The organism is Candidatus Clostridium helianthi (assembly GCF_045310795.1).
GTDB classification, from domain to species: Bacteria; Bacillota; Clostridia; order Clostridiales; family Clostridiaceae; genus Clostridium; species Clostridium helianthi.
Map to the genome: position 1 here is coordinate 113,569 of NZ_JBJIAB010000003.1, position 24,246 is coordinate 137,814.

Genomic DNA, 24,246 nt, shown 5'->3' on the forward strand with positions numbered 1-24,246 from the left:
TTTAAGGAGCAATTAAGATGAATGAAGTATTAGAATTTTTGCTTAATAACCCTACCTTCTATATTGCAACTATGGATGGTGATCAACCAAGGGTAAGACCTTTTGGTGCAGTAATGAAATATAAAGATAAATTATATTTCACAACAAACAACACCAAATCTGTTTTTGAACAATTAGTTGCAAACCCTAAAGTTGAAATATCCACAACTTCACCTAAAGGTGAATGGATCCGTTTGACTGGAAAAGCAGTTTTTGATTCCAGCACGGAAGCAAAATCAGCTATGTTAGAATCAGTTCCATCCTTGAAAAAAATGTATAGCTTAGATGGTAACATCTTTGAAGTGTTTTATCTAGAAGATGCCGTTGTAACATTTAATTCTTTTTCTAGCGGACCTAAAACAATTAAACTATAATAATTATTTGTAATAGTCTAAAAAAGCTATACTCTTATTTGATGTATAGCTTTCAATTTTATGATTGCCAAAAGACCTAACTAATCTCAATATCCTCTAATTATATTTCACAAATATACATTGATATTTCTATTAATCATTCTGCCAATTCATATTTTAATGTTCACTTTTATCATAATGAACATGTAGTAATTCTTTAGTTCTATTCTTTAGCACACCTTCATATAAAGATTTAACTACCAGATTTTCTTCACTTCTTTTAATTTGCGTAACCTTATCAATCTTATATAGTCCTTTTGCCCTTTCATTTTTCTCTTCCATTAATCCAAAAGGTTGCCCCGCTCCAGCTATACATCCTCCAGGACATGCCATAACTTCTATAAAGTCAAAATGTTCTTCTCCACTCTTAATTTTTTCAATTAGATCTTCTGCATTTCTAAGTCCACTAACAATGCCTATTCTAATGGATTCATCTTTAACTTGAAGTTCACATATTTTTACTCCTTTCATACCTCGAACACCTATAAATTCTATATCCTTTAATACTCTTGAAGATTTATCTTTAACAACTTCACGAATAACAGCTTCCGTTACTCCTCCCGTAACGCCAAATATTACTCCTGCCCCTGAGTAAAGAGATAGCGGTATATCTGATGCTTCTGCCTCAATTTCATCAAACTGTATACCGATTTCTTTTATCATTGCACATAGTTCTGCTGTAGTAATTACATAATCAACATCCGGAATATTATCACTTATAAATTCTTCTCTAGCTGCTTCTGCTTTTTTAGCTGTGCATGGCATAACTGCTACAGATATTGTTTCTCTATCCTCTAAAGAATCTTTTTCTTTGAAATATGCCTTAACAACAGCACCAAACATCTCCATTGGTGATTTACAACTAGATACATATGGCAGTAATTCAGGATATTTATTTTCTACATATCTTATCCATGCTGGACAACAGGAAGTAAATAGTGGAAACTTATTGTCATCAGATTCTAACTTCTTTAAGAATTCTTTTGATTCTTCAATTACCGTTAAATCAGCACTTAGAGAAGTATCATAAATATTTTCAAAGCCCAATCTTCTCATGGCTGCAACAATTTTCCCCATAACATTCTCACCAGGTTTTATACCGAATTCTTCACCTAAAGCAACTCGTACTGCAGGAGCAACTTGTGCTACAACTCTCTGCTTAGGGTTATATATTGCTTTCCAAACATTTTTAATATCACTCTTAACAACTATTGCTCCTGTCGGACATACAGTTGCACATTGTCCACAATTCACACAATCTGTCTCTGCAAGGCTTTTCCCAAACGCTGGACTTACTACCATATTTGAACCTCTATTAGCAAAATCAATCGCTCCTACACTTTGTATTTCATTACACATCCTAACACAGTCTCCACATAAAATGCATTTATTAGGATCTCTAATAATTGCTTTAGATGATGTATCTAAAGCTTTTTTTCCTTGAATGCTTTTGAATCTAATATCTGTCAAACCAAAGCGTGATGCTAATTTTTGCAACTTACACTTTCCATTCTTTTCACATATAGTGCAATCTCTACAATGTGTTGCAAGCAACAATTCTAAAATTACCTTACGATACTTTTGAAGCTTTGGTGTATTAGTTCTAATTGACATCGCATCTTTTGGTGGCGTAGAACAAGATGTTAAAATGCTGCCTCTTTCATCCTCAACTACACACATTCTGCACGCCCCATAAACTGATAAATCCGTATAGTAACAAAGAGTAGGTAAATCAATTCCCGCTTTTCTAACTAAGTCCAAGATATTTTTTTCTTTATCAAATTCTATCCTATTGCCATCAATGACCATATATTTTGACATAGTTTCTTACCATCCTTTCTGTAATTCATAAATTTCATATAATAAATAATGAAAAGAAAATAATATTATCGAAGAAATATTCAAATTACTCTAATCGCCTTGAATACACAGCTTTCAATGCAATTACCACATTTAATACATTTTGATTTATCAATGACATAAGTTTTCCTTATTTCTCCTGTAATAGCTTCTACGGGACATCCCTTAGAACACTTTGAGCAACCTCTGCATTTCTCTTTATCAATCTCGTATGAAATTAATGACTTGCATACGCCTCCTGAACACTTTTTATCTACAACATGTTCTATATACTCATCTCTAAAATATCTTAACGTGCTTCTAACCGGGAATGCTGCACTCTTTCCAAGTCCACAAAGCGCCGTATCAGAAATAGTCTCTGCTAATTCTTCTAATGTATCAATATCCTCCAATGTCCCTTTACCCTCTACTATGTCATTAAGTATTTCTAACATTCTTCTAGTACCTTCTCTACATGGTATACATTTACCGCAGGATTCATTTTGAGTGAAATTCATAAAGAAACGTGCCATTTCAACCATACAATTTTTATCATTCATAACTACTAGGCCTCCACTCCCAATCATGGCACCTACTTTCTTTAATGAATCAAAATCCAAAGTTAAATCAAGATGATTTTCACGAAGGCATAGACAACCACCAGACGGTCCACCAATTTGGACTGCCTTAAATTCTCCACCTTTTACTCCTCCTCCAATGTCAAATATGATCTTTCTCAATGTTGTCCCCATAGGAACTTCTATTAATCCTGTATTATTGACATTTCCCGTAAGAGCAAATGCTTTAGTTCCATAATTATTTTCGGTTCCCATAGTTTTATACCAATGTACCCCTTTGTTAATTATTGGAGATACATTACAAAATGTTTCTACATTATTTAGTACTGTTGGTTTACCAAACAAGCCTTGTTCTACAGTTCTTGGAGGCTTAACTCTAGGCATACCACGATTTCCCTCAATTGAAGCTGTTAGAGCACTGCCTTCTCCACATACAAATGCTCCTGCTCCCTGATTAATCTGAATATGAAAATCAAAACCTGAATTTAATATATTATCACCCAAGAGTCCTTTTTCCATAGCTTGTTCAATAGCTATGCGCAATCTTTTTACTGCAAGAGGATATTCTGCACGAACATATATATATCCATTGTGTGCTTTTGTAGCAATTCCTGCAATAACCATACCCTCAATAACACCGTGAGGATTTCCTTCCATCATGCTTCTATCCATAAATGCTCCCGGATCACCTTCATCACCATTACATACAATGTATTTTTCTGATTCTGTCTGCTTTAATACCTGAGCCCATTTCTTTCCTGTGGGAAATCCTCCACCTCCACGCCCTCTTAAATGTGCCTCAGACATTTCATTTATAATTTCTTCAGAAGTCATGTCAAAAAGAGCTTTCGCAGTAGCACTATAGCCACCTTCTGCTAAATATTCTTCAATAGACTCCGCATTAATATGACCACAATTATTTAAGGCTACACGGGTTTGCTTTTTATAAAACGGAATATCGTCTTGCTTACTATAAAGCTTATCTCCATCCTTATAACTTAAACCAGTAACTACTTCATTCCCAATAATACTTTTTTCAATAATTTCTTCGCAATCATCTATACTTACCTTTATATATAGCCATCCCTCTGGTTCAATTCGTATTAAAGGTCCCATTTCACAAAATCCATGACATCCACTCTTTTTCAAACCTATAGTATTATCATGTGGTTCTTCCTTTAATTCTAATGTAACCTCTAATCCCTTTTCTTTTATTATCTCCTTAAATCTTCTATAAATGTTTAGGGATCCACCTGCTACACATCCAGTACCTGCACATACTAATATTTGCTTACGTTGTCTAACTAAAGCAGCCTTATATTTTGAGCTTATGTCTTTTAGCTCTTCTCTTGTATTAATTCTCATTTGACAACTCCTCCTTTAACTGCTTCACTAGCTTTCTTGCTTTCTCTGGTGTCATTGACGGATGCACTACATCGTTTACAGTGCAGACCGGAGCTAATCCACATGCTCCTAGACACGATACTGTTTCTACTGTAAAATGCATATCATCGGTTGTAAGTTTTTTACCCGAAAGCCCTAATTCACTCCTAAACTCACTAAGAATAGGATCTGATTTCCTTACGTGACAAGCAGTTCCATCACAAATTCTAATCACGTATTTTCCTTTCGGTTCTAAAGAGAAATTTTCATAAAATGTTGCTACTCCATATACTTTAGCTTCACTAATCTTAAGTTCTTTTGCTATATAGCACAACGCCTCTTCTGGCAGGTACCGGTATTCCTTCTGAATTTCCTGCATAATAGTAATAATTTGTGTCTTGTCATAATTATTAGAAATTAAAATATCATCTAGTTTTTTTATTTCCTTTTGATTTACCATGATCATCCACCCTCCTATTATATATAATTAAGTACCTTTTATATCAAGACCACTATGAGTCGAGATTTCTCTTATTAATATCTATTATTCTACATGTAATCATTTTCTCCTTTGTTTTAACATTGATTACACAAATAACTTACTATGTAAAATAATGTATGTTAATTTTCAATTATTTATCCATATATTTTTTTGCGAAAAGAACATGGAAAGTATTAAAAATTCCTAATTAAACAGGTAGAAAATAGTATAAAAACCACTGTATATATAAATTCTAACATTAGTGGTTCTTTTTTTATTTCTATATATTAACTAAAATATATTTTGTAAGAATACTTAAATTAGTTTATAATCAATAACGGTTAAGATACTAAACATAGTTTTAATATAAATAATAATTGTGAGGTGTAGGCAAATGCAAAAGATACTTAGACCTGTATATGCAGAAATAGATTTAGATGCAATAGCTTATAATATGAAAAATATAAAAAACTTAGCTAAAGATAAAGAGGTAATCGCGGTCGTTAAAGCAGATTGTTATGGTCATGGAGCTTTAGATGTGGTTCCAACTTTACTTGAAAATGGTGCATCAAGGCTTGCCGTAGCAGTTCTAACAGAAGGAATTGAACTCAGAAATGATAATATAAATGCCCCTATTATGATACTCGGATATACCCCTTCGTATCTAAACGAAGAATTAATAAAATATGATCTTGAACAAACTGTATATGACTTAGATTATGCAAAAGAATTATCAAAAACAGCATTAAGCCTTAATAAGAAAGCTAAGATTCACATAGCTATTGATACAGGAATGGGAAGAATAGGATTTCTACCAACTGAAAAAGCAATAGATGATATTTGTAAAATCTGTTCTTTGGAAGGACTAGAAGTAATCGGAATATTTACTCATTTTTCTACTTCTGATGAGAAAGATAAAGAATATACTAATGAACAATTTGAAAAATTTAAGGATTTGCTAAAGAAACTTTCAAATCTTAATATAGAAATTCCTATAAAACACGTCTCTAATAGCGGTGCAATCATGGACATGCCAGAAACTTACCTAGATGCTGTTCGTGCTGGGATCATACTTTACGGATATTATCCATCAAATGAAGTAAAAAAAGAAAACCTTTCTTTAAAACCAGCATTGACATTAAAAGCAACTATAACACGTGTTCAAGAAATGGATGCAGGTATGTCTATAAGTTATGGAAGAACTTTTAAGACTAAGCGAAGAAGTTTAATCGCTACTATACCAATAGGATATGCAGATGGTTATTCTAGATTACTAGCTAAAAATGCTAAAGTCATTATAAATGGACAATTTGCTCCTATTGTCGGAAGAATATGTATGGATCAATGTATGATAGATATTACAGATATTAATAGTGATATAAAAGTTGGCGATGAAGTTATAATTCTCGGAGAACAAGATGGGCTCAGATTTAATGCAGATAATTTCGCAGAAATAATGGGAACAATCAATTACGAGATACTTTGTATGCTTAAATATAGAATCCCGAGGGTTTATGTTAAAAAAGGAAAAATATTTAATGTAAGAAATTATCTCTAGATCCAATCTAGCTTACTTATAAAAATAAACTTGATATTTAGTTTTTTTATTAGTTCATAAGTTAGAAATAAGATACTTCTATATAAGCGCAAATAACGATGTATATGCAAATGTGCATATACATCGTTATTTATATTTATTAATAAAATCTTATATAGATACCCACAACGGAAATTTTATTTATGCTGAATAAATAAAATTTCCGTTGTGGGTATCTATATCTCCTTGCTGTCATTGTTGTGTGCAGACTCAATTATAGCATGGATTTATCATAAATGTTTTTTGATTTATTCACTTGTAAAATTATTTAAGCGTTTTTGCACTATTATAGTATTAAATATAGTTTTTCTTAAATTTACTAATTTCAACGTATGAAATTAGTAAGAACTCTAGGCTCTATTTCCGGTAATGAAATTCCGGCATTTTTTCCAGCTTCTATAGATTTTAAAAGCCAAGCCATATTTTTGCCCAGTGTTCTCATTGTCTGCATTCCTTCTAGATCTTGTTCTATTTCTTCAGGAGTGTTTCCATGAACCATATTCCAATATTGAGAAGATACAACAGGCATATTTCTATCAGTAAAGTATTTATTTAATTGATCGAAAGCAGAAGTAGCTCCTCCACGGCGACAGCTTACAATTGCTGCACCAGGCTTATATGCAAAACAATTTCCTGCGTAGAAAAATCTATCCAAGAAAGATGTAATTAAGCCCGATGGCGCTCCATAATGCACAGGAGAGCCAAAAATGAAACCATCAGCTTCATTGGCTTTTTCTAATGCAATATTTACAGTGTCATCATTAAACACACATTTACCTTTAGTTTTAGAACATCCTCCACAAGCTACGCAACCTCGGATTGGTTTGTTTCCAACGTGGAAGATTTCAATTTCAATGTTTTCCTTTTCTAATTCCTTAGCAATTTCAATTAAAGCCGTATAAGTACAGCCTTTAACTTTAGGACTACCATTAATAAGTAATACTTTCATTTTTACACCTCGTTTTAATTGTATGTATATTATTAAGTTGATATAATTAATATATAACATAATGATAAAAAAAGATAGAACGCACTTAAAAGTGAGATACTATCCAAAAGGAGAATTATACAATGAAAGATATATCAAAAACAAGCAATCATTTAGGAACACCATTTGGTTATACAATATCCGTTATTGGTGGAAAATGGAAACTGCTAATTTTATATGAACTTAAAGTCAATTCTGTTATGAGATATTCTGAATTAAAAAAGGGTTTAATAGGAATTACTCATAAAATGCTTAGTCAACAGCTAAAAGAATTAGAAGCCGATAAATTAATCATTAGAAAAGAATATCCTCAAGTACCTCCGAAGGTAGAATATTCATTATCAGAAAAAGGGTGGTCTCTTTCAAAAGTAATGAGGGAGATTTGTGATTGGGGACGTATTAATTGTGGTAATTAATTCACTATAAAAAGTTTGAAGTTTTATAAAATAAGTTTGAAATTTTTTGGTTTTAGATTTATAATTGAGAAAATTTCATGACATGTATTTACAGTTATAAAAATTTATAAAAAATAAAGACAAACTTTACGTTCTGTTGTATAAATTAATTTATGAAAAAACTAAGCCCTCATCAAAGGCTAAGAATATCATTGAAAAATATTCGTTTCATAGTTCTCATCTAAAAGTCACTAGAAGCTATTTTTAAGACATTAAAAATAGCTTAGTTCCTCTTTTGTTTATTTATCTGTAAAATTATTCAAGTGAAAATGCACTATTATAGTTAAATATTCTTATTTGCTTAAATCTGTCATTACTTTGTAATATTTATAAGCAGGCATTTATATAATAAAAATTCTATTTCCTTTTTTAATCTAACTAATTCTTCAGAACTTATATTTTTTAATTCATCTTTTGTATTGGTGAATTCCTCACTTAATTCATCAAATAGAACTAATACTTCTTCTTTACTTATTTCTTTCAGTTCATCTAAGTATTTTCTTAAAGACCCTTCAATATTATTCGCCCAATTATCTATAGCAGTTACAGATATTTCATTTATCTTTTTCTGCCATGTTAAAGAATCATATAAAAAGAATATAGAATCGGTAAAAACATTTAAAGATTCAGTAATTCCCTTTAAAGATGTAGCCCTTATTGTTTTTAATAAGTGATTTAAATTATTATTAACTTCTCCAACAGATGATTTTTCAAATGTATTAGAAAGCTTCTTTAAATTTTTACTAATAGCATAATCCTTTTCTGAATTATTGAATTTACCTTTATATACTGTCCTAAACATTTCTCCTGTAGCTCGTTCAATAGAATCCCCTCTATGCTTTTCTATGATATCTTCTACAACCTTGTTATATGAAGGTGTACTTCTTTTAACATTCTCCTTTAGCTTAATAATTTCTGTGTTTAGAATGTTCTCAACTTCTCTATCTAAATTAATAACTTCATCTTCAATATAGGTATTTAAGTTTTCAGTTTCCTCGCTTGTTAACTTTGGAACATAGTAGTGCTGCATTAAGGTGAAGGTTTCTTCCTTCATTGACCATTTACTTTCATCGTATATATAGTTCGTAATATTCTCTTTGATTTTCATATCGGATTTTCCTATAAGCCTTACTGCTTTTAATTTTATTTTTACAAATCCGTTTTCTATAACATCTAATATCTCATCTTTTTTATCTAAAAATTCCTTAATTACATTAGCTTTTTCTACTACCTCTTCTTTTTTGCATTCTATTTCCGCAATTCTGGAACTAATTTTTATATCGCATTCACGCAATAAGTAATCCTGATAATTCTTTAAAGTTTCTGAAAGCTCTCCTTCTTTATCTGGGTCATTAACTTTTTTGTATATATAGTTCCAGAGCTTATCTGTGTCAGGATTCTTTTCAATACTGCTTTCAATAAGAAATGTTTCTATATCTTTATGGATACATTCAGAAACGCTATTTCTAATTTCATTGATTCTTTTATTATCCATATCTATATTTTGTGGGCACATATTTACTGCAAGTACAACTTCCACATTATCGTTTATAATTTCGCCAACATATTTTAAGAACTGAAAATCATCTTCTCCAATTCCAGTTTTATATGACACAACATATATTATAAAATCGCTTTCTGGTATAAAGTTCTTTAAAACTTCTTCATGCCTTTCAACAAGTGATCCATATCCAGGAGTATCGAAAATCCTCATTCCAGAATACCTCGAATCTTTGCACGGTCCAATATATCTTAATCTATTTATATTACCATCTGGTTTTACTGTAAGATTCGAAAAACTATCATCATCCAAAACATCTATACTCAAATCATTATTTATAGCAAATAATGTTTCTTCAGAACTCTCATCTATTATAACTTCTGTTACAATTCCAGTTGTTGGTTTAACGCTCTCCACTAGTATTTTCCTTTGAAAAATACTATTTATTAACGCACTTTTTCCTGAGCTAGTCTCGCCTAGCATAACAATATAGTGAGCTGGATTAATTATTCTATCCTTTATTAATAAATTCTTTGCTGTAATTTCATCATTATCAAGAATATTAACTACCTTATCAATCCTGTTTTGTCTATCAACGCAGTTTTTAAAAATATTCATAATATTTATTTCTCCTTATATTCCTCGATTAATTCCCTTAATATTTTTAAATCTTTTTCAAATTCTAAAATATTTTCTTCGTTATAATTAGTTTCATACTGTTTCTCCAAGTCTTCCATATCTTGTTTAAAGATATTTTCTAGATTAGATTTCATTGCCTTTATGGATTCATCTATTTCCTTTTGTTTTGCCATTAGATCTCCGGTTATTTCTTCTTTTAAATATATTTCTAAATCTTCTATCATTGGCTCCAAATCTTTTAAAGTATAATGAGCTCTACTTTCAACTATTTTTTTCCTCATATGATCTCCAATCAAAGAAAAGGCTAAACTTATTCCCATTCCAACCAAAATTCCTACAGGGCCGCCAAGCATTCCCACTGCTCCAACCGTCCCTATTACCCCGGTTGATACCCCAAGTAATGCCGGAATCGACTTTTCATACTTTATTGAACTCTTTTTATTAAAGAATGATATATTCTCATAGGTTCCATTAAAACCTTTTATTCTTATATTTTCAAATCTGCTATTTATATTTTTTATAAATTCACCAATACTGTTCAAAATCTCATCCATTATATCATTTATGGCTTTATCAGATGTTTCTTTATATATTAAGCTAAGCCTATTACCATCAACTATTCCTTTATTTATAATTCTTCTTAATTCTATTCTTAAATTTTCAATGTTCTCTTTTATTATTTTAGATGAATTATCTATAATATTATTCATTTCATCTTCCGCATAAGTTCGAAAATCTCTTAATTTTCTTTTATTCTCCGATAACATTGTTTTTATCTCTTTGATTCTTTCTTCCTTTTTTAAAGTATTTTGATTGTCCTCATTTAATGCTAAAGTTTTATAAGTAGTTATCTTATCATTAATGTTTCTTAAAGCTTCATCAACTCTTTGGCTTAAAACCTTCATTAAATCTTTATTATATTCTTTCGAAATATTTTTAATTTCTTCTATTACTTTAACTATTCCTGAATTATTATAAGCTGCCTCATCTCCAGTGAATTTTCCTTTTACAGCCTCATAAACATTTACTATATCAACTTTTATATCTCTTTCTTCATTATGAGAATAACTTATACTACTTAATACGCCAGAGTTATGTTCTCTTGCCTCATTTGCATCTTCAATACTTTCATCATTCCATTTGTTTTGAACGAAAATAGTATTAGCTAATTTAGGCCACAAAGCATTTATAAAATTTTTCTCTGATCTTGTAATTGGTGGATTTGTCCTGATTAAAAATATTCCTGCCGTTAGCTTGTCTACATATTCTAAAGTAGTCTTCTGATTTTGCGGTGTCAAACTTCCAACACCAGGCAAATCCACAAGTACTATATCATCTTTTAAAACCTCGCTCTTGTTATATAATACTATTTTAGATACTTTAAGATTATTGGCTTCATTATAATCATTATGTACATATCTTTCCAATTCCTTTATACGTATAGATTCTTTTCTGCCATTTAGATAATATACTACAGCTTCATCAGTATTTTCTCCATATCTAACCTCAACTGGTACGCAAGTTGTTTCATCAACATCTGTAGGTAATATATTATCCTCCATTAGTATGGCATTTAAAAAGCTACTCTTTCCTGCACCTTGAATGCCTAAAACTGGAACTATTATTTCTTTCTTATTCAAATTCTCAATAAAATGTTCAAAGTATCTGTTATAATCTATACCTTGCTTCTCATTGTTAAGATATTTTTCTAATAACCTATAAAACCTTTCATCTTCTATTAAATTTATATATGTCATCGCCTATTATCTCCTTCTTCCAAAAAGCTTAGAAAAGAATGATTTATTTCCCCACTCTACCTCTTCCTGTATATAATCAATCTTATTATTAAGCTCATCCTCTAATTTACTTATTAATTCTATTATACTATCTTTATCTTCAATTTTACTGTCAATATCCTTAATTTTTCCTAAAATTGAATTTTTATTATCAATTAGATTATATTCCATAGATTTTTCTAAAGATTCAACTTTATTTTCAATAGATTTTTCAACCAAGTCTACTTTTTCTTCTATCTTATCTAAGTTAATATTATCTAATTTATCTAAAATCGCTTCTTTATTACTTGCTGCATCTTTTACTACTTTTAATCCTAATATTGCCAATCTTTCTTCTATAGATTCAAATAACACCTTACTTTGTTCTTCTACACTCTTTTGTATTACTGATTCTAATTTCGTTTCTGTCATTTCTCTTATTTTTAATATGCTTTTATTTAAATCTTCAAGTTTTTCTTCGAATTCTTCTTCATGAAACTCTTGAAAATTTTCTCGCAAGTCATTTATTTTTCTCTCAACTGGCTTTAATTTCTCAGTTAGCTCTTCTGTCATATTTCTAGATGCCCTTGAAAGTAAACTTAACATATCATCCTGTATTTCACCCATTATATTTTTTGTAACTTCATCACTTTGAATTAAAATTGATCTTTCTTCCATATATTCATTCATACTCCTTCCTCTTTAGAGGTATTCAAAAAATAGCTTAAAATCTTTTCAATAGTTTCTTGTTCTTCTACTCCTCTTGATAAAGGATTTTCAAGCAGTTTTTCTTTTATAACTTTATAATCACTTATCAAAAATTCATGAATTTCTTGTGATTCTATTAATGCCATATTATATATTGGATTTTTAGAATTAATTAATATATATTCAGGTCTTATACTACTGAACCTACTAATAACTTTATCTTTTAGGTTTTTAACTTCTATGAGAAGCTCCTCTATATTATTCGCATTTATAAATTCTCTGCATGAATCTATTACTAAATTCACTGATAAATTACTATTCTCCTTAAAGAAATAGTTTAAATTTCTGCTTTCTAAAATCTGCTTCTTAGAATTTCCAATTTGTATTCCATTAAAAATAATAAACATACTATAAGTCATATCTTTTATCTGTCTAAGTTTTTCATAAAATTTAAGCGTACCTTTTCCAGATTCATAGATAATAGCTATATCTTCAAAACTATATAAACCTTCTCTCTTTATTAATTCACATACTTCAAAATCTAGATCAATTCCATACATTCTAGAAATGAAATCTCTGCAAGAATCTATGTCCCATGTCCAAAAAAGCTTTAGCCCCATATTGTTAGACTTTTCCTTACACTTTTTATTTATATATTTTCCAACTAATAGGTAGTTCTTTTCTAAAACTTTATTACTCAGCATATAAAAATTATAATGTAGCTTTGGAATACTATATGAAATATTTTTTTCATAATTATCACTTGTTATTGCTACCTCATTTTTCACATCCACTCTTAAATTAGAAAGCTTGTTTTTAATACCTATTAGATCCTTAGTTACTTCTCCTATATCATAAAGTTCTATATTTTGCTCTTTTTTTTCTTCAAATTCTTCTGTTCTTCTTGCTACTTCCTCATAGAAAGTATCTATTGCTTTTGTATATTGATTACTCCATTCCTTTAATATACTTATATATTTATTCTTATTTTCACTACATATTTTTTGGGCCCTCTTAATAGTCTCATCTTTATCAATTATTCTCTCGTCATATCCAACTTCTTTATATCCCCAGTCCTTGTCAAATATATTAGACAATAATCTTTTTCCCTTATTTAGAACCCCTTCTTTTTTAAATAACACAGTTCTTTCTTCATATTTATGCTTAATCTCAATATTTTTACTTTCGATACTTGGCAAAACATAAGAAGATCTTATATCTAAATTAAGACTATCATATATTCTTCTTTTATCTTTTTCACACTTCTTAACAGTGCTTAAAATATCACTTTCAATATATAAATTTTTATTGTTAATTCTATCCACTATATCTAGATAATCTTCTATATTTTCAGATGGAACCGATGATATTTCCTTTATTATATTTGAAGTAATGTTTTCAATTTCTTTAATCTTTTCAGCTATTTCATTCTGAGCAGTCTCAAATTTATTTGTAAGATTATCAATCTCTTTATTACTTACTTTTATTAATTCTTCTATTTCACCTAAATTATTTCCCTTTATAATTTCTTGATCAGTTGAAATTATACTATTAATTTTTTCTATTAGACTTTCAGCTCTCTGTCCATTAAGCTTTGGAGTAGTATTTTCCGCACAATTTTCTATAGCATTAACAAACATTTCAAAATTAGAACTATCATATCTTTCCTTGTCTTTATCCACAATTCCCATCAGCCCATTAAGTGCTGATATTTGAATAACTTCCGATATTTCTTTATCATCTGTAATTTCCATTAAGAGCCTCTCTGCTCTCTTTTTATACTTTTTTAATATAGTAACTTTATCTTCTTCAACTATTCCATTCCTACCAATTTTCTCCTCAATTGAATCTATCATATTTTGTACTAGGATTATCTGCTTGTCTTTCTCACTTACTATCTTAATTTTTTCAGCATTCGTTGCATCACTATTAGCCTTGACTGTAGTCACAAATATGCATATATCTATAGTTGGAAGTAATATCTCCAATGTCAATTTTTCATGATTTTCTAAGTTCCATGCATCTAATCCTGGGCTATCGATTATATGTATTTTCTCATCTAACATAAAATAAGGTGTTTTTATATCAATCTGAGTAACATTAAGCGTATTTCCAGGATTCCTGCTCTCATCCGCATATTCTGCTATAGCATCTTCATTTAGATTTTCTGACTCTAATACTTTAGGCTCACTATTCTTAAAATAAATAACAGCTTGTCTCTTTAATCCTTTTGATGCCGTAATTATAATACTTGAACTAGGTCTTATAGCCATGGGTAAAATCTTTTCACCAAGAAGTGCATTTACTAAAGTAGATTTTCCACTACTAGTTATTCCCATAATAGCAATTCGTATTATATTATCATCATAAATACTTTTTCGTTCTTCAAACCATGCTATATCCCTATTGTATCTGTTCTCTCTATAATTATTTTTACTTAAAACTCCTCTTATCTCATCAATTATATTCAATATGTAATTATCTTTTCTCATAAAACTCTCCATAACAACTATACTAATTCATACTATATCTTCCTTATGTATTTTCATAGTTCTGATAAGGCATATGAAATAAAATAACAAATCCAAAATGCCATGATTATTTTTAATTAGGCAAAAAATGGACTCATAGCAAGTCTATTAGTGCAATCTGCTGATAAGCAGATAAGTAAAAGTCCAAATCTATGATTTGGTTTCTTGAACTTAGTTAACTCATTTATGAGTTAATCTCCTATAAAAATGATTTGGTGCGAATCGCTTGCTCAATGAGCGTAGCGAGTCGAGTTTCCTCTATAATGTGAAATAGACTTGACAGATGAACTTATTGTTTTTTTGATTATGCCTAAATATATCTTATCATAATTAAGCATACTTATCTAAGCAAATACTTACTGAATAATAAAAATTTCACAATTTTATTTCCATCTTCTACACAATAATATGTTTTATTGCTAAAAACTCTCCATTATATATTTTAACTTGTCAGACTTATTATTAATTAAGAATCACTTATATTAATTTGCCAAATAAAAAACTTGAAAGAAATATCTAAGTATTCTTTCAAGTTTTTTATAAATATATATTGCAAAAATAATTTTTCATCATAATTCTAAAAATGTTGCAAGAATTTTAGCCGTGATTGTGAATTGCAATATATCAAAATTTTTATAAAGCTAAATTTATGCTTTATTTTAATTATAAGTATTATTCTAACTCCTCAAATTTTCATTAAATATATGTCTAAACTTTTCACTATTATATTTAGTTTCATTAATCTGTTTTATAGACATTGCCCCCATTATGCTATTTGTTATAATTACCTCTTCCGAATGTGTTAGATCATCTATAGTGATACTTTTTTCGGTTACCTTAAATTTTTTCATAATCTTATCTCTTATTATACCTTTTAATAATCCCTCTTCACCATTTGGAGTAAAAATTTCATTATTTTTTATCATAAATATATTGGCACAGCTCGTTTCTGTAACATTGCCTTTTTCATTTAAAAATATCACATCATCGTAGCCTAATTTCTTAGCATTTTCTTTTTCAATTATGTTTTCTATATAGCATGTAGATTTGATAGAGGATAATCGTGAAGTACTGTTACGTCTTACCTTTGAAATTGTTAACGACATTCCTTTTTTATAATCGTCATCCTTATATGCAATTTCTCTTTCGGTTATTATAATGTTTAAAGGTGTAACAGTTATTTTTAATACTTTGTTTTTTATCTCCAACTTATTTAAATGATCTCTTAAAAATTTTTCTTCCACTAATGGCTGTAAATTTAATTCCATCATATCTTTTTTTAATCTCTGTAAATGCTCTTCTAAATATATAGGTTTCTCCTTACAAAGAATTGTTTCAAATATTCCTCTTCCAAAAAATACTCCATCGTCAAGCATTACTTTATCATAATCATGAACTATCCTTCTCACTATAATACCTCCATCAACGCTTTAGCTTTGTCTATTGTCTCTAACCACTCCTCTTCTTCAATAGATTCCCATGTTATTCCTCCGCCAACTCCTAAGTAAGCTTTATCCCCTTTTTTTATAATAGTTCTAATAACTATGTTAAAATCGCTATTTCCTCTTAAATCAAAGTACCCTATAGAGCCTGTATAGATATTTCTTTTCAGCTTCTCAAGCTCTTCTATTATTTCCATTGCTCGTATTTTAGGCGCTCCTGTAATTGATCCCCCAGGAAAACACTCCCTTATGCACTTTACTGAAGACACATTTTCTCTTAATCTTCCTTCTATTGTTGCCACAAGATGAAATACATTCTCATACTCCTCTAATTTAAAAAGCTCTGTAACTTTTACTGATTTAGGTTTACAAACTTTACTCAGATCATTCCTTTCTAAATCGACAATCATTAAAAGCTCTGATTTATCTTTTTCCGAAGCCATTAACTCATTTCTATTTCTCTCATCTTCCTCATAATCTTTTCCTCTAGGTCTAGTTCCTTTAATAGGTCTTGTTTGAATCTTACCATCTATAATTGATAAAAATCTTTCAGGTGAAGAACTTATTATTTGAAAATCCTTAAAATTCATATATGCTGAAAATGGTGCTTTATTTGTATTTCTCAATTTTCTATATATTTCATATGGCTTTTCATTATTATTACACCATATCCTTCTAGTCATATTAGCTATATATACATCTCCACTTCTTATATATTCTTTAAGAGATACTACAGCTTTTTTATAATCTTCTTTATCAAAATTTGAAAAGAATTCATTATTTGTTTTTTCTAAATTTACTGGAAGCCCCTCAATATAATTCTCTAGGCACTTTTCTATACTTAGTATGCTATTTTTAGATTGTTCAAGTTGCCCAACTGAAGTTATATAAGTTTTTTTATTTTGTAAATCAAAGATTATTAGATTGTCAAAGAAAATAAAAATACTATCAGGTATACTAAAATCTTCCTTTGATTCATCTGGCAGATCCTCTAACACTCTTCCTATATCATAAGAAAAATAACCAATAGCACCGCTCACAAAAGGAATATTGCTATTAATACTGATCTTATAACTCTCAATAATTTCGTCTAATTTTTCAAATGGATCTACATCATTATATTCTTCATTATCAATAGTTACTTTTCTCCCTCTAGAGATAAATTTTTTATATGGATTCAATCCAATAAAGGAATACTTTGATAATAATTTATCTTCTTTCGAACTATCTAAAAATATAGAATCTTCACTATCTTTAAAAAGATCATATGTATAAAAAGGATCATAATATGTATTTAACTCTTTAATCTTAAAATCTATCATTTCTAAACCTCTTGCACTCTAAAATAAAATTCTCTAAGATTTTATGGCCTTCTTCCGTAAGTTCTGCTTCTGGATGGAATTGAACTCCATATATAGGTAGCTCATTATGTCTAATCCCCATAATTACCCCATCTGACGTTTCTGCCGTAACCACTAATTCTTTTGGGAGTTTCTTATTATCAATAATTAGAGAATGATATCTTGTTACCTTTAATGGATTCTTAACATTATAGAATATCCCACTATTATTATGTATTACTTCACTTATTTTACCATGCATAGGCCTGTCACCTTTAATTATTTCTCCGCCAAAATAATGCCCTATACACTGATGTCCAAGACATATACCAAATATAGGAGTTTCATTTTTAAATTTATCAATAATATCTAGGCACAAGCCTGCTTGCTTGGGATTTTTAGGTCCTGGTGAAATAACTATACCATAATATTTATTCTTTCTTATGCTCTCCATATTAATTTTATCATTTCTAACTACATCTACAATTTCCCCGATTTCTTCAAAATATCTGACCAGATTATATACAAACGAATCATAATTATCTATCATTAGTATCACTTTAATCATTCCTTTTTAACTTTAGTTATTATAAATATATATGTTATTATTAAGTTTCCACATTTCTATCTTAATTGAACTCTTGGCCTTAGCCTACTATAATTTTAAATATAAGTTTACTATTTCAACATATATGCTATTAGTTACATACTTATTTTAACATTAAATAAAACACTGTTCCATTGATTGTATTTTCTCGTTCATAATTTTAAATTATATCTAGTCGTTCTTACGCTTCTTAATAAATTATATTGTTATCTCGTATTACCACCTAATAATTACCTATATGTATAATATATAATTTTTATTTATTATACATATATTCTCTTGTCATAGGAAGATCATCATTTATTCCTTTAGAAATTAGTAATTGATGAATATCTATTATTCCATTATTAAACATTGCCGCACATGAACAAAGATAAAGTTCCCACATTCTTATAAATTCTTCATCAAACATTTTAGAAACTTCACTTAGATTGTTATTAAAATTCTCTCTCCAATATAGTAAAGTCTTAACATAATGCCTTCTAAGATTTTCAACATCGATAGTATGGAAATTATAATTACTACAAATGTCTATAATTTCTCTAAAACTTGGAATAACTGCTTCTTTAAGAATATACTTTTTAATCCATGGATCTACAGAATATTCTTTTAACGAATTAATATAATCCAATAAACATAGACCTTTTGGTTTTAAGACAGAATCAATATTTTTTATAAATAGTTCATAATTCTCTCTTCCTATATGCTCAATCATACCAACACTTACAACTCTATCAAATGATAATCCACTTTCAGCTAAATTTCGGTAATCCATAAGTCTAACTTCTAGTAATTTTTCAAGCTTTCTTTCTTTTATTCTTTCATTAAATTTTTTATATTGCTCTTGGCTTAATGTAATTCCAATACCATGAACACTATATTTTTCTGCTGCTTCAATAAGTAAAGATCCCCACCCACATCCTACATCCAAGACGCTCATGCCTTCTTTTATGTTTAACTTTGCTAGTATATGATTAATTTTATTAATTTGCGCGTCATGCAAACTATCATTATTTGATTTAAAATATCCACATGAATATGTCATAGTATCATCAAGCCATAAGCTATAGAAATTATTTCCTATATCATAATGCTCTTGAATCTCACCTTTTTGTTTTTTTGAAGAATTGGATTGAAAAATCGTATTTTTTACTTGCTTACTACCTGATGAGAATTTATCAATCTGACTAATAAATATATTTATAACTTCAAATAAATCTCCTTTTATCTCTATATTCCCTTTCATATAAGCTTCACCAATCGCAAGGAACGTACTTCTAATTAAGTCTTTTTTACTTATTTCCCCCTTAATATTTATTTCGAATTGAGGTGTACCCTTCCCTATAATAAATTCTTTATTATTTTGAAACTTAATCCTATATGGTATATCATCGAACCTTGATAAATATTTAACATAAAGGCTATTTATTAGATTCATATAGAATTCCTTTCTATAATTTAAATACTGATTAATTTATACTATTATATAATTTCAAATATGCTATACATTAAATTCTATATTCAATAGAAATAATTAAAGAGACAGTAGAGAACGCGCAATAATTGTATGATTCTCTAACTATCTCTTAACTAACTTTTCTACTCATTTCATTTTTGTATAATTATTTTTTTCCTCATTTTATTTATTAATTTTTTCTGTTACTTTCTTTAGTACATTCTTACAATCACAACTTTTAAATAATTTCCCTCAGGAAATTTATCTGTAACTGCAAAATCTTCTGGAAGAGTATGTTCTTCTAGAATTTCATAATTTCTATGTGATTCTTTAAAAGCTTCATCTATAAACTTTTTAAATTTGCCCATATTAAAAGTGGCACAGTTTGTTGAAGCTACAATTACACCTTCATCCTCTGTTATATCTATAGCTGATTTAACCAATTCTTTATAGTCTTTTGCTGCACTGAATCTATTATCTTTTGATGTTGCAAAACTTGGTGGATCAAGAATAACCACGTCAAATTTTAATTCTTCCTTTTTTGCACGTTTAAAATATAGGAAAATATCTTCAACAATTATTTCATGTTTTGTAAAATCAATATTATTTATAGTAAAGTTTTCAGTTGTTTTTTCTAGACTTCGGCTTGCTAAATCAACACTTGTAGTAATAGCACCACCTTTTGCAGCTGCCATTGAAAATGCTCCTGTATATGAAAAAGTATTTAAAACTCTTTTATTATTGGAGTATTTATCTTTGATAGACTTTCTTACTTCCTTTTGGTCCAAAAATACCCCAACCATGGCACCATCATTTAAATAAATTGAGAAATTAACTTTATTTTCTTTAACTATAAGAGGTTCAGGTGCTTTTCTTCCGCAAACATAGCTATCTTCATCTACAACCATGCCATTTTCTTCAAATCTCTTTTTTTCATATATGCCGTCAAAAGAAACTAAGCTTTTTATAGCTTTAATTATATTGTCTTTAAATGTATATATACCTCTGCTATACCAAGTGATGAGATAATATTCATCGAAATAGTCAATCGTAAGACCTCCTATTCCATCACCTTCACCATTAAATACTCTAAATGCAGTCGTGTCTTTTGAATGATAAAACTTCATTCTTTTGGAAAATGCATTTCTAATCTTATCATAGAAAAATTTATAATCCAAATTACTATTTTTACTATTACTTAAAATCCAGCCACAGCCTTTATTTTGTTTTCCATAATACCCCTTTCCTAAGAAAGTCTTTTTTTCATCTATAAGGGTTATGATTTGACCTTCCTCTTTTAAATCTTTTATATTATCAAAAGCTTCTCCAAGAATTAAAGGATATCCATTTTTATATTTCTTAACAAATTCTTTTTTTACTGTAAGTATTGCTTCTTTCATATATGTATTTACCTTCCCGAAAACTATTGTATTAAATTCTAAATAATTATACCATAAATCTAAACTTGTTAATTACTAATTTAAAATTGCATATTTTATCGTGTACACTATATATTATTGTTTTTTTGCTCCAGATTAGATACTGATTAATTTATACCATATATAATTTCAAATATGCTATAGATTAAATGCTATATCCAACAGAAATAATTAAAGAGATAGTCGAGAACCCACAATAATTGTATGATTCAACTATCTCTTAAATAACTTCTCTATTCATTTCATTTTACTAATATTTGATACATCAAATTCCATATGATATATTTTGTTTAATCTATAAACTATTGAATTAAAATTCTACTATCATCTCTTATAGCTTCGTTTAATTTAGGTAATATAATTTGTAATTCCCCATTTTGAAATTTTGCAGAAATTCTCGATCTATCAACATTCTCAACATGAAAAGCCCTTGATATTTTTCCATAAGTTCTTTCTCTTCTAATATAATTATCTTTTTCTTCATTTATTTCTTCATTTCTAAGAGCAGAAATAATCAAAGTATTGTCTCTATATTCAAGATTTATATCTTCTTTCTTAACACCTGGTAATTCTGCACTAACTAAATATTCATTTTGAGTTTCTCTTATATCAGCATTAAATTTTTGGTTATTTCCAAAACCCAAACTCATTGGCGAAAAGAAATCATCATTGAAAAATCCATTGAAAAAATCTTCAATTGAGCCTCCCTTCTTATCTAATCCGTTAGTTCTAAAAGGTATCAATCCAAACATACTAAGACCTCCTTAAGATATTTATTATTTGTTTTTACAAGTAAATTATAGCTCAAAGGTCAAAGAAGGTCAAAATCAGTTTTTGTCCTTTATTTTTTTTCTCTTACTATATATTTCTATACTATTAAATTATCTTTTACTTAATAGTATTTGCTTTTATTTTCTCTAATTTTTTATTGCTTATATATCTTTTCATGATCCCTATTCTTTCACTTTGATTTTAAATCATATTTAGACATCTTTTCAGCTATATTTTGGGCTTGAAGTGATAATTCTTCAGTTGATGCCGCAGTTTCTTGTGCCTTAGCTGTGTTAATCTGTATAACTTCAGAGATTTGGTTAACTCTCGTTGTCATTTTCATTATCTCATTTGTTTGATCTTGTGATGCTAGTGATATTTCGTTGACCAATTTAGCACTATTATCTACATTAACCACTATATTTTGTAATGAATTCGAGGCCTCTTTTGCTAAATCTTCACCTTTTTTAACTGCAAATAAAGAATTTCCTATTAACATATTAGTATTTTTAACTGCATTTGAGCACTGTTCGGCTAAGCTCTTAACTTCATTAGCTACCACCGCAAATCCTTTTCCAGTTTCTCCAGCTCTCGCAGCCTCAATAGCTGCATTCAGCGCCAAAAGGTTTGTTTGTGATGCTATATTTTCTATAGAGCTTGTAATCTTTGAAATCTGATCGGAAGATTCAGCAATCTCCTCTATAGATTTCATTAACTCTTCCATTTTGTGATTTCCTTCAGATACAATATTCTTGGTACTTTCCGATACTTTGTTAGCTTCCTCTGCATTTTGGGCGTTTATAGTAACTTTGGTTAATATTTTATTAAAATTGTCTAAAAGTTTTTCTATTATACTTGCTTGATTTGTAGCTCCATCTGATAGTTCTTTTGTAATTAGTGATATTTGTTCTGATCTATTTGATGTTAACTCTACCGCCCTGCATATACCATAGAAATCACTATTTAATGTGTTTATAATACTCTCAAGCGACTCTTGTATAGGAATAAAATCGCATTTATATTGCACATTTTTCTCTAACTCTATATCCAAATTTCCAACTGATATTTTTTCTAAAATTGTTGTAATATCATCTACATATGAGTCTATCATCTCTATAGCGCTAATCAGATTACTTGCCATCTCCCCCATTTCATCTGTAGATTCATAGCTACTTTCAACTTTGAGATTTCCATATAATAATTCTTCAGATATTTCTTTTATATTATTAATTCCTTTAATAAATATATCTGTCAACACACCGCTTATTGTTGACGTTATTATTAATGTACTGATCATTATGATTATTATAAATCCTAATATTATATTGTTAATTATATCTACCTTATGTAAAAAATTAGATGTTTGTTTTTGAGACTGTTTATATACTTCTATAACTTTATCTGCTATGCCATCTATTTGATAAGAATATGTATTTTCCATTATTGCTAAGGCTGATATCTTCTCTTTCTTATTTATCAATTCCACTATATCACTTCTACTTTTTGCGGCTAATTCTACAGATGAATTAATCTCATCAATTAGTTCATAATCAGGTAGTGTTTCTTTTAAAATTTTAGAATTACTATCGAATTCTTCTACTTCTTCATTTACTAATTCTAAATATTTTTGCTCTTTCTCCACATCTTCCTCAGCTATTGCTTTATAAAGATTTTTATCTATTTTTTGTAGACTAATTCTCATATTTGATATATTATCTGAAAGTGCATATGATTTCCTATATGACAAATTAGTTTTATAAGAAAACATATATAAAATACTTACTATTATAATCATGCTTATTATTGTAAACATATTGATTATTAAGAATGATTTTTTTATTTTCTTATTTATTGGATCTCCTGATATAAGTTCATGTAATCTTTGGTACATAACTGTTTCCCCCCGAATAATAAAATATATTTTTCCTTTTGATAATCATGATTGATTTATCTTTCTGGCTAATTAATCACCGAAATTAATGATGGTATGGATTTTAATTGCATTAATTTTTCTTTTCACTATTTAATTGATAATGAATTTCATTTACTATTATATCAATTTATGTACCAAATTCAAGACATATATGAAAAAATATGAAATTTAAGTAATTCTATAATTTTTTATAACACAAAAAACCTCACTATAAATTTGATATCTATAGAGAGGTTTCCCTTTTACTAATAATTGGACATTTCTATTATTTTATATAGGCTGACAACATTTCATGTGCTTATCCAAACACATCTATGAATCTTTAAAACAT

The 24,246-nt window shown here is 28.8% G+C and carries 18 protein-coding genes; 3 read left to right on the plus strand and 15 right to left on the minus strand.

Annotated features, from left to right (window positions below):
- Positions 1–17 precede the first annotated feature (17 nt).
- Positions 18–413 (plus strand): pyridoxamine 5'-phosphate oxidase family protein, encoded by a 396-nt coding sequence (locus ACJDTP_RS03610; RefSeq protein ID WP_406760522.1) that lies wholly within the window; start codon positions 18–20, stop codon positions 411–413.
- A gap of 156 nt (positions 414–569) precedes the next feature.
- On the opposite strand, the gene ACJDTP_RS03615 is transcribed toward ACJDTP_RS03610, so the two are convergent.
- From ACJDTP_RS03615 to ACJDTP_RS03625, 3 genes are all read right to left on the minus strand, one after another.
- Positions 570–2,273: a [FeFe] hydrogenase, group A gene (locus tag ACJDTP_RS03615; RefSeq protein WP_406760523.1), complete on the minus strand. Its 1,704-nt coding sequence runs from the start codon at positions 2,271–2,273 to the stop codon at positions 570–572.
- 80 nt (positions 2,274–2,353) lie between these two features.
- Entirely contained in the window at positions 2,354–4,234 is a 1,881-nt protein-coding gene (gene nuoF / locus ACJDTP_RS03620; protein WP_406760524.1) for an NADH-quinone oxidoreductase subunit NuoF, read from the minus strand.
- Positions 4,224–4,712, minus strand: coding sequence for an NADH-quinone oxidoreductase subunit NuoE family protein (locus ACJDTP_RS03625; RefSeq protein ID WP_406760525.1), 489 nt, complete (start codon positions 4,710–4,712; stop codon positions 4,224–4,226). Before ACJDTP_RS03625 ends, nuoF begins: the two co-directional genes overlap by 11 nt.
- Positions 4,713–5,127: 415 nt before the next feature.
- Here ACJDTP_RS03625 and alr point away from each other — a divergent pair, with 415 nt between their 5' ends.
- Complete coding sequence (alr, locus tag ACJDTP_RS03630) at positions 5,128–6,291, plus strand: alanine racemase (RefSeq protein WP_406760526.1); 1,164 nt, start codon at positions 5,128–5,130, stop codon at positions 6,289–6,291.
- Positions 6,292–6,655: 364 nt separating this feature from the next.
- Here the strand turns inward: alr and ACJDTP_RS03635 are convergent, their stop codons facing one another.
- Positions 6,656–7,279, minus strand: a complete 624-nt coding sequence (locus ACJDTP_RS03635) for a flavodoxin family protein (protein ID WP_078114660.1) — start codon at positions 7,277–7,279, stop codon at positions 6,656–6,658.
- 122 nt (positions 7,280–7,401) lie between these two features.
- Between ACJDTP_RS03635 and ACJDTP_RS03640 the strand changes: the two genes are divergently transcribed.
- Positions 7,402–7,734: a winged helix-turn-helix transcriptional regulator gene (locus ACJDTP_RS03640; protein WP_406760527.1), complete on the plus strand. Its 333-nt coding sequence runs from the start codon at positions 7,402–7,404 to the stop codon at positions 7,732–7,734.
- Positions 7,735–8,086: 352 nt separating this feature from the next.
- On the opposite strand, the gene ACJDTP_RS03645 is transcribed toward ACJDTP_RS03640, so the two are convergent.
- The 11 genes from ACJDTP_RS03645 to ACJDTP_RS03695 form a co-directional block, all read right to left on the minus strand.
- Positions 8,087–9,892, minus strand: a complete 1,806-nt coding sequence (locus ACJDTP_RS03645) for a dynamin family protein (RefSeq protein ID WP_077837390.1) — start codon at positions 9,890–9,892, stop codon at positions 8,087–8,089.
- A 5-nt stretch (positions 9,893–9,897) separates the two neighbouring features.
- Positions 9,898–11,670, minus strand: a complete 1,773-nt coding sequence (locus tag ACJDTP_RS03650; protein WP_078114658.1) for a dynamin family protein — start codon at positions 11,668–11,670, stop codon at positions 9,898–9,900.
- 6 nt (positions 11,671–11,676) lie between these two features.
- The gene (locus ACJDTP_RS03655) at positions 11,677–12,378 is read right to left on the minus strand and encodes a PDDEXK family nuclease (RefSeq protein ID WP_406760528.1); all 702 of its coding nucleotides are present in this window, start codon (positions 12,376–12,378) and stop codon (positions 11,677–11,679) included.
- Positions 12,375–14,888: a dynamin family protein gene (locus ACJDTP_RS03660; RefSeq protein ID WP_103698958.1), complete on the minus strand. Its 2,514-nt coding sequence runs from the start codon at positions 14,886–14,888 to the stop codon at positions 12,375–12,377. The genes ACJDTP_RS03655 and ACJDTP_RS03660 overlap by 4 nt, the downstream gene beginning before the upstream one ends.
- Positions 14,889–15,604: 716 nt before the next feature.
- The gene (locus ACJDTP_RS03665) at positions 15,605–16,336 is read right to left on the minus strand and encodes an aminotransferase class IV (protein ID WP_406760529.1); all 732 of its coding nucleotides are present in this window, start codon (positions 16,334–16,336) and stop codon (positions 15,605–15,607) included.
- Positions 16,336–17,691 carry an aminodeoxychorismate synthase component I gene (gene pabB / locus ACJDTP_RS03670; RefSeq protein WP_406760530.1) on the minus strand — a complete coding sequence of 452 codons (1,356 nt, stop codon included), beginning with the start codon at positions 17,689–17,691 and terminating at the stop codon, positions 16,336–16,338. The genes ACJDTP_RS03665 and pabB overlap by 1 nt, the downstream gene beginning before the upstream one ends.
- Positions 17,678–18,268 carry an anthranilate synthase component II gene (locus tag ACJDTP_RS03675; RefSeq protein WP_406760531.1) on the minus strand — a complete coding sequence of 197 codons (591 nt, stop codon included), beginning with the start codon at positions 18,266–18,268 and terminating at the stop codon, positions 17,678–17,680. The genes pabB and ACJDTP_RS03675 overlap by 14 nt, the downstream gene beginning before the upstream one ends.
- A 304-nt stretch (positions 18,269–18,572) precedes the next feature.
- Positions 18,573–19,754 (minus strand): class I SAM-dependent methyltransferase, encoded by a 1,182-nt coding sequence (locus ACJDTP_RS03680; RefSeq protein WP_406760532.1) that lies wholly within the window; start codon positions 19,752–19,754, stop codon positions 18,573–18,575.
- Between the two features lie 230 nt (positions 19,755–19,984).
- Entirely contained in the window at positions 19,985–21,172 is a 1,188-nt protein-coding gene (locus ACJDTP_RS03685; protein WP_406760533.1) for a class I SAM-dependent rRNA methyltransferase, read from the minus strand.
- A gap of 341 nt (positions 21,173–21,513) precedes the next feature.
- On the minus strand, positions 21,514–21,963 hold the full coding sequence (locus ACJDTP_RS03690) for an Hsp20/alpha crystallin family protein (protein WP_406760534.1): 450 nt from the start codon (positions 21,961–21,963) through the stop codon (positions 21,514–21,516).
- Between the two features lie 209 nt (positions 21,964–22,172).
- A complete protein-coding gene (locus tag ACJDTP_RS03695) occupies positions 22,173–23,873 on the minus strand; it encodes a methyl-accepting chemotaxis protein (protein WP_406760535.1) in 1,701 nt (566 codons plus the stop codon).
- Positions 23,874–24,246 lie beyond the last annotated feature (373 nt).

What these genes read in the sequence shown, in the direction of transcription:
- ACJDTP_RS03610 (WP_406760522.1), top strand. Translation starts at nt 18, where the DNA reads ATGAATGAAGTATTAGAATTTTTGCTTAATAACCCTACCTTCTATATT.
- ACJDTP_RS03615 (WP_406760523.1), bottom strand. Translation starts at nt 2,273, where the DNA reads ATGTCAAAATATATGGTCATTGATGGCAATAGGATAGAATTTGATAAA.
- nuoF (WP_406760524.1), bottom strand. Translation starts at nt 4,234, where the DNA reads ATGAGAATTAATACAAGAGAAGAGCTAAAAGACATAAGCTCAAAATAT.
- ACJDTP_RS03625 (WP_406760525.1), bottom strand. Translation starts at nt 4,712, where the DNA reads ATGGTAAATCAAAAGGAAATAAAAAAACTAGATGATATTTTAATTTCT.
- alr (WP_406760526.1), top strand. Translation starts at nt 5,128, where the DNA reads ATGCAAAAGATACTTAGACCTGTATATGCAGAAATAGATTTAGATGCA.
- ACJDTP_RS03635 (WP_078114660.1), bottom strand. Translation starts at nt 7,279, where the DNA reads ATGAAAGTATTACTTATTAATGGTAGTCCTAAAGTTAAAGGCTGTACT.
- ACJDTP_RS03640 (WP_406760527.1), top strand. Translation starts at nt 7,402, where the DNA reads ATGAAAGATATATCAAAAACAAGCAATCATTTAGGAACACCATTTGGT.
- ACJDTP_RS03645 (WP_077837390.1), bottom strand. Translation starts at nt 9,892, where the DNA reads ATGAATATTTTTAAAAACTGCGTTGATAGACAAAACAGGATTGATAAG.
- ACJDTP_RS03650 (WP_078114658.1), bottom strand. Translation starts at nt 11,670, where the DNA reads ATGACATATATAAATTTAATAGAAGATGAAAGGTTTTATAGGTTATTA.
- ACJDTP_RS03655 (WP_406760528.1), bottom strand. Translation starts at nt 12,378, where the DNA reads ATGAATGAATATATGGAAGAAAGATCAATTTTAATTCAAAGTGATGAA.
- ACJDTP_RS03660 (WP_103698958.1), bottom strand. Translation starts at nt 14,888, where the DNA reads ATGAGAAAAGATAATTACATATTGAATATAATTGATGAGATAAGAGGA.
- pabB (WP_406760530.1), bottom strand. Translation starts at nt 17,691, where the DNA reads ATGATAGATTTTAAGATTAAAGAGTTAAATACATATTATGATCCTTTT.
- ACJDTP_RS03680 (WP_406760532.1), bottom strand. Translation starts at nt 19,754, where the DNA reads ATGAATCTAATAAATAGCCTTTATGTTAAATATTTATCAAGGTTCGAT.
- ACJDTP_RS03685 (WP_406760533.1), bottom strand. Translation starts at nt 21,172, where the DNA reads ATGAAAGAAGCAATACTTACAGTAAAAAAAGAATTTGTTAAGAAATAT.
- ACJDTP_RS03690 (WP_406760534.1), bottom strand. Translation starts at nt 21,963, where the DNA reads ATGTTTGGATTGATACCTTTTAGAACTAACGGATTAGATAAGAAGGGA.
- ACJDTP_RS03695 (WP_406760535.1), bottom strand. Translation starts at nt 23,873, where the DNA reads ATGTACCAAAGATTACATGAACTTATATCAGGAGATCCAATAAATAAG.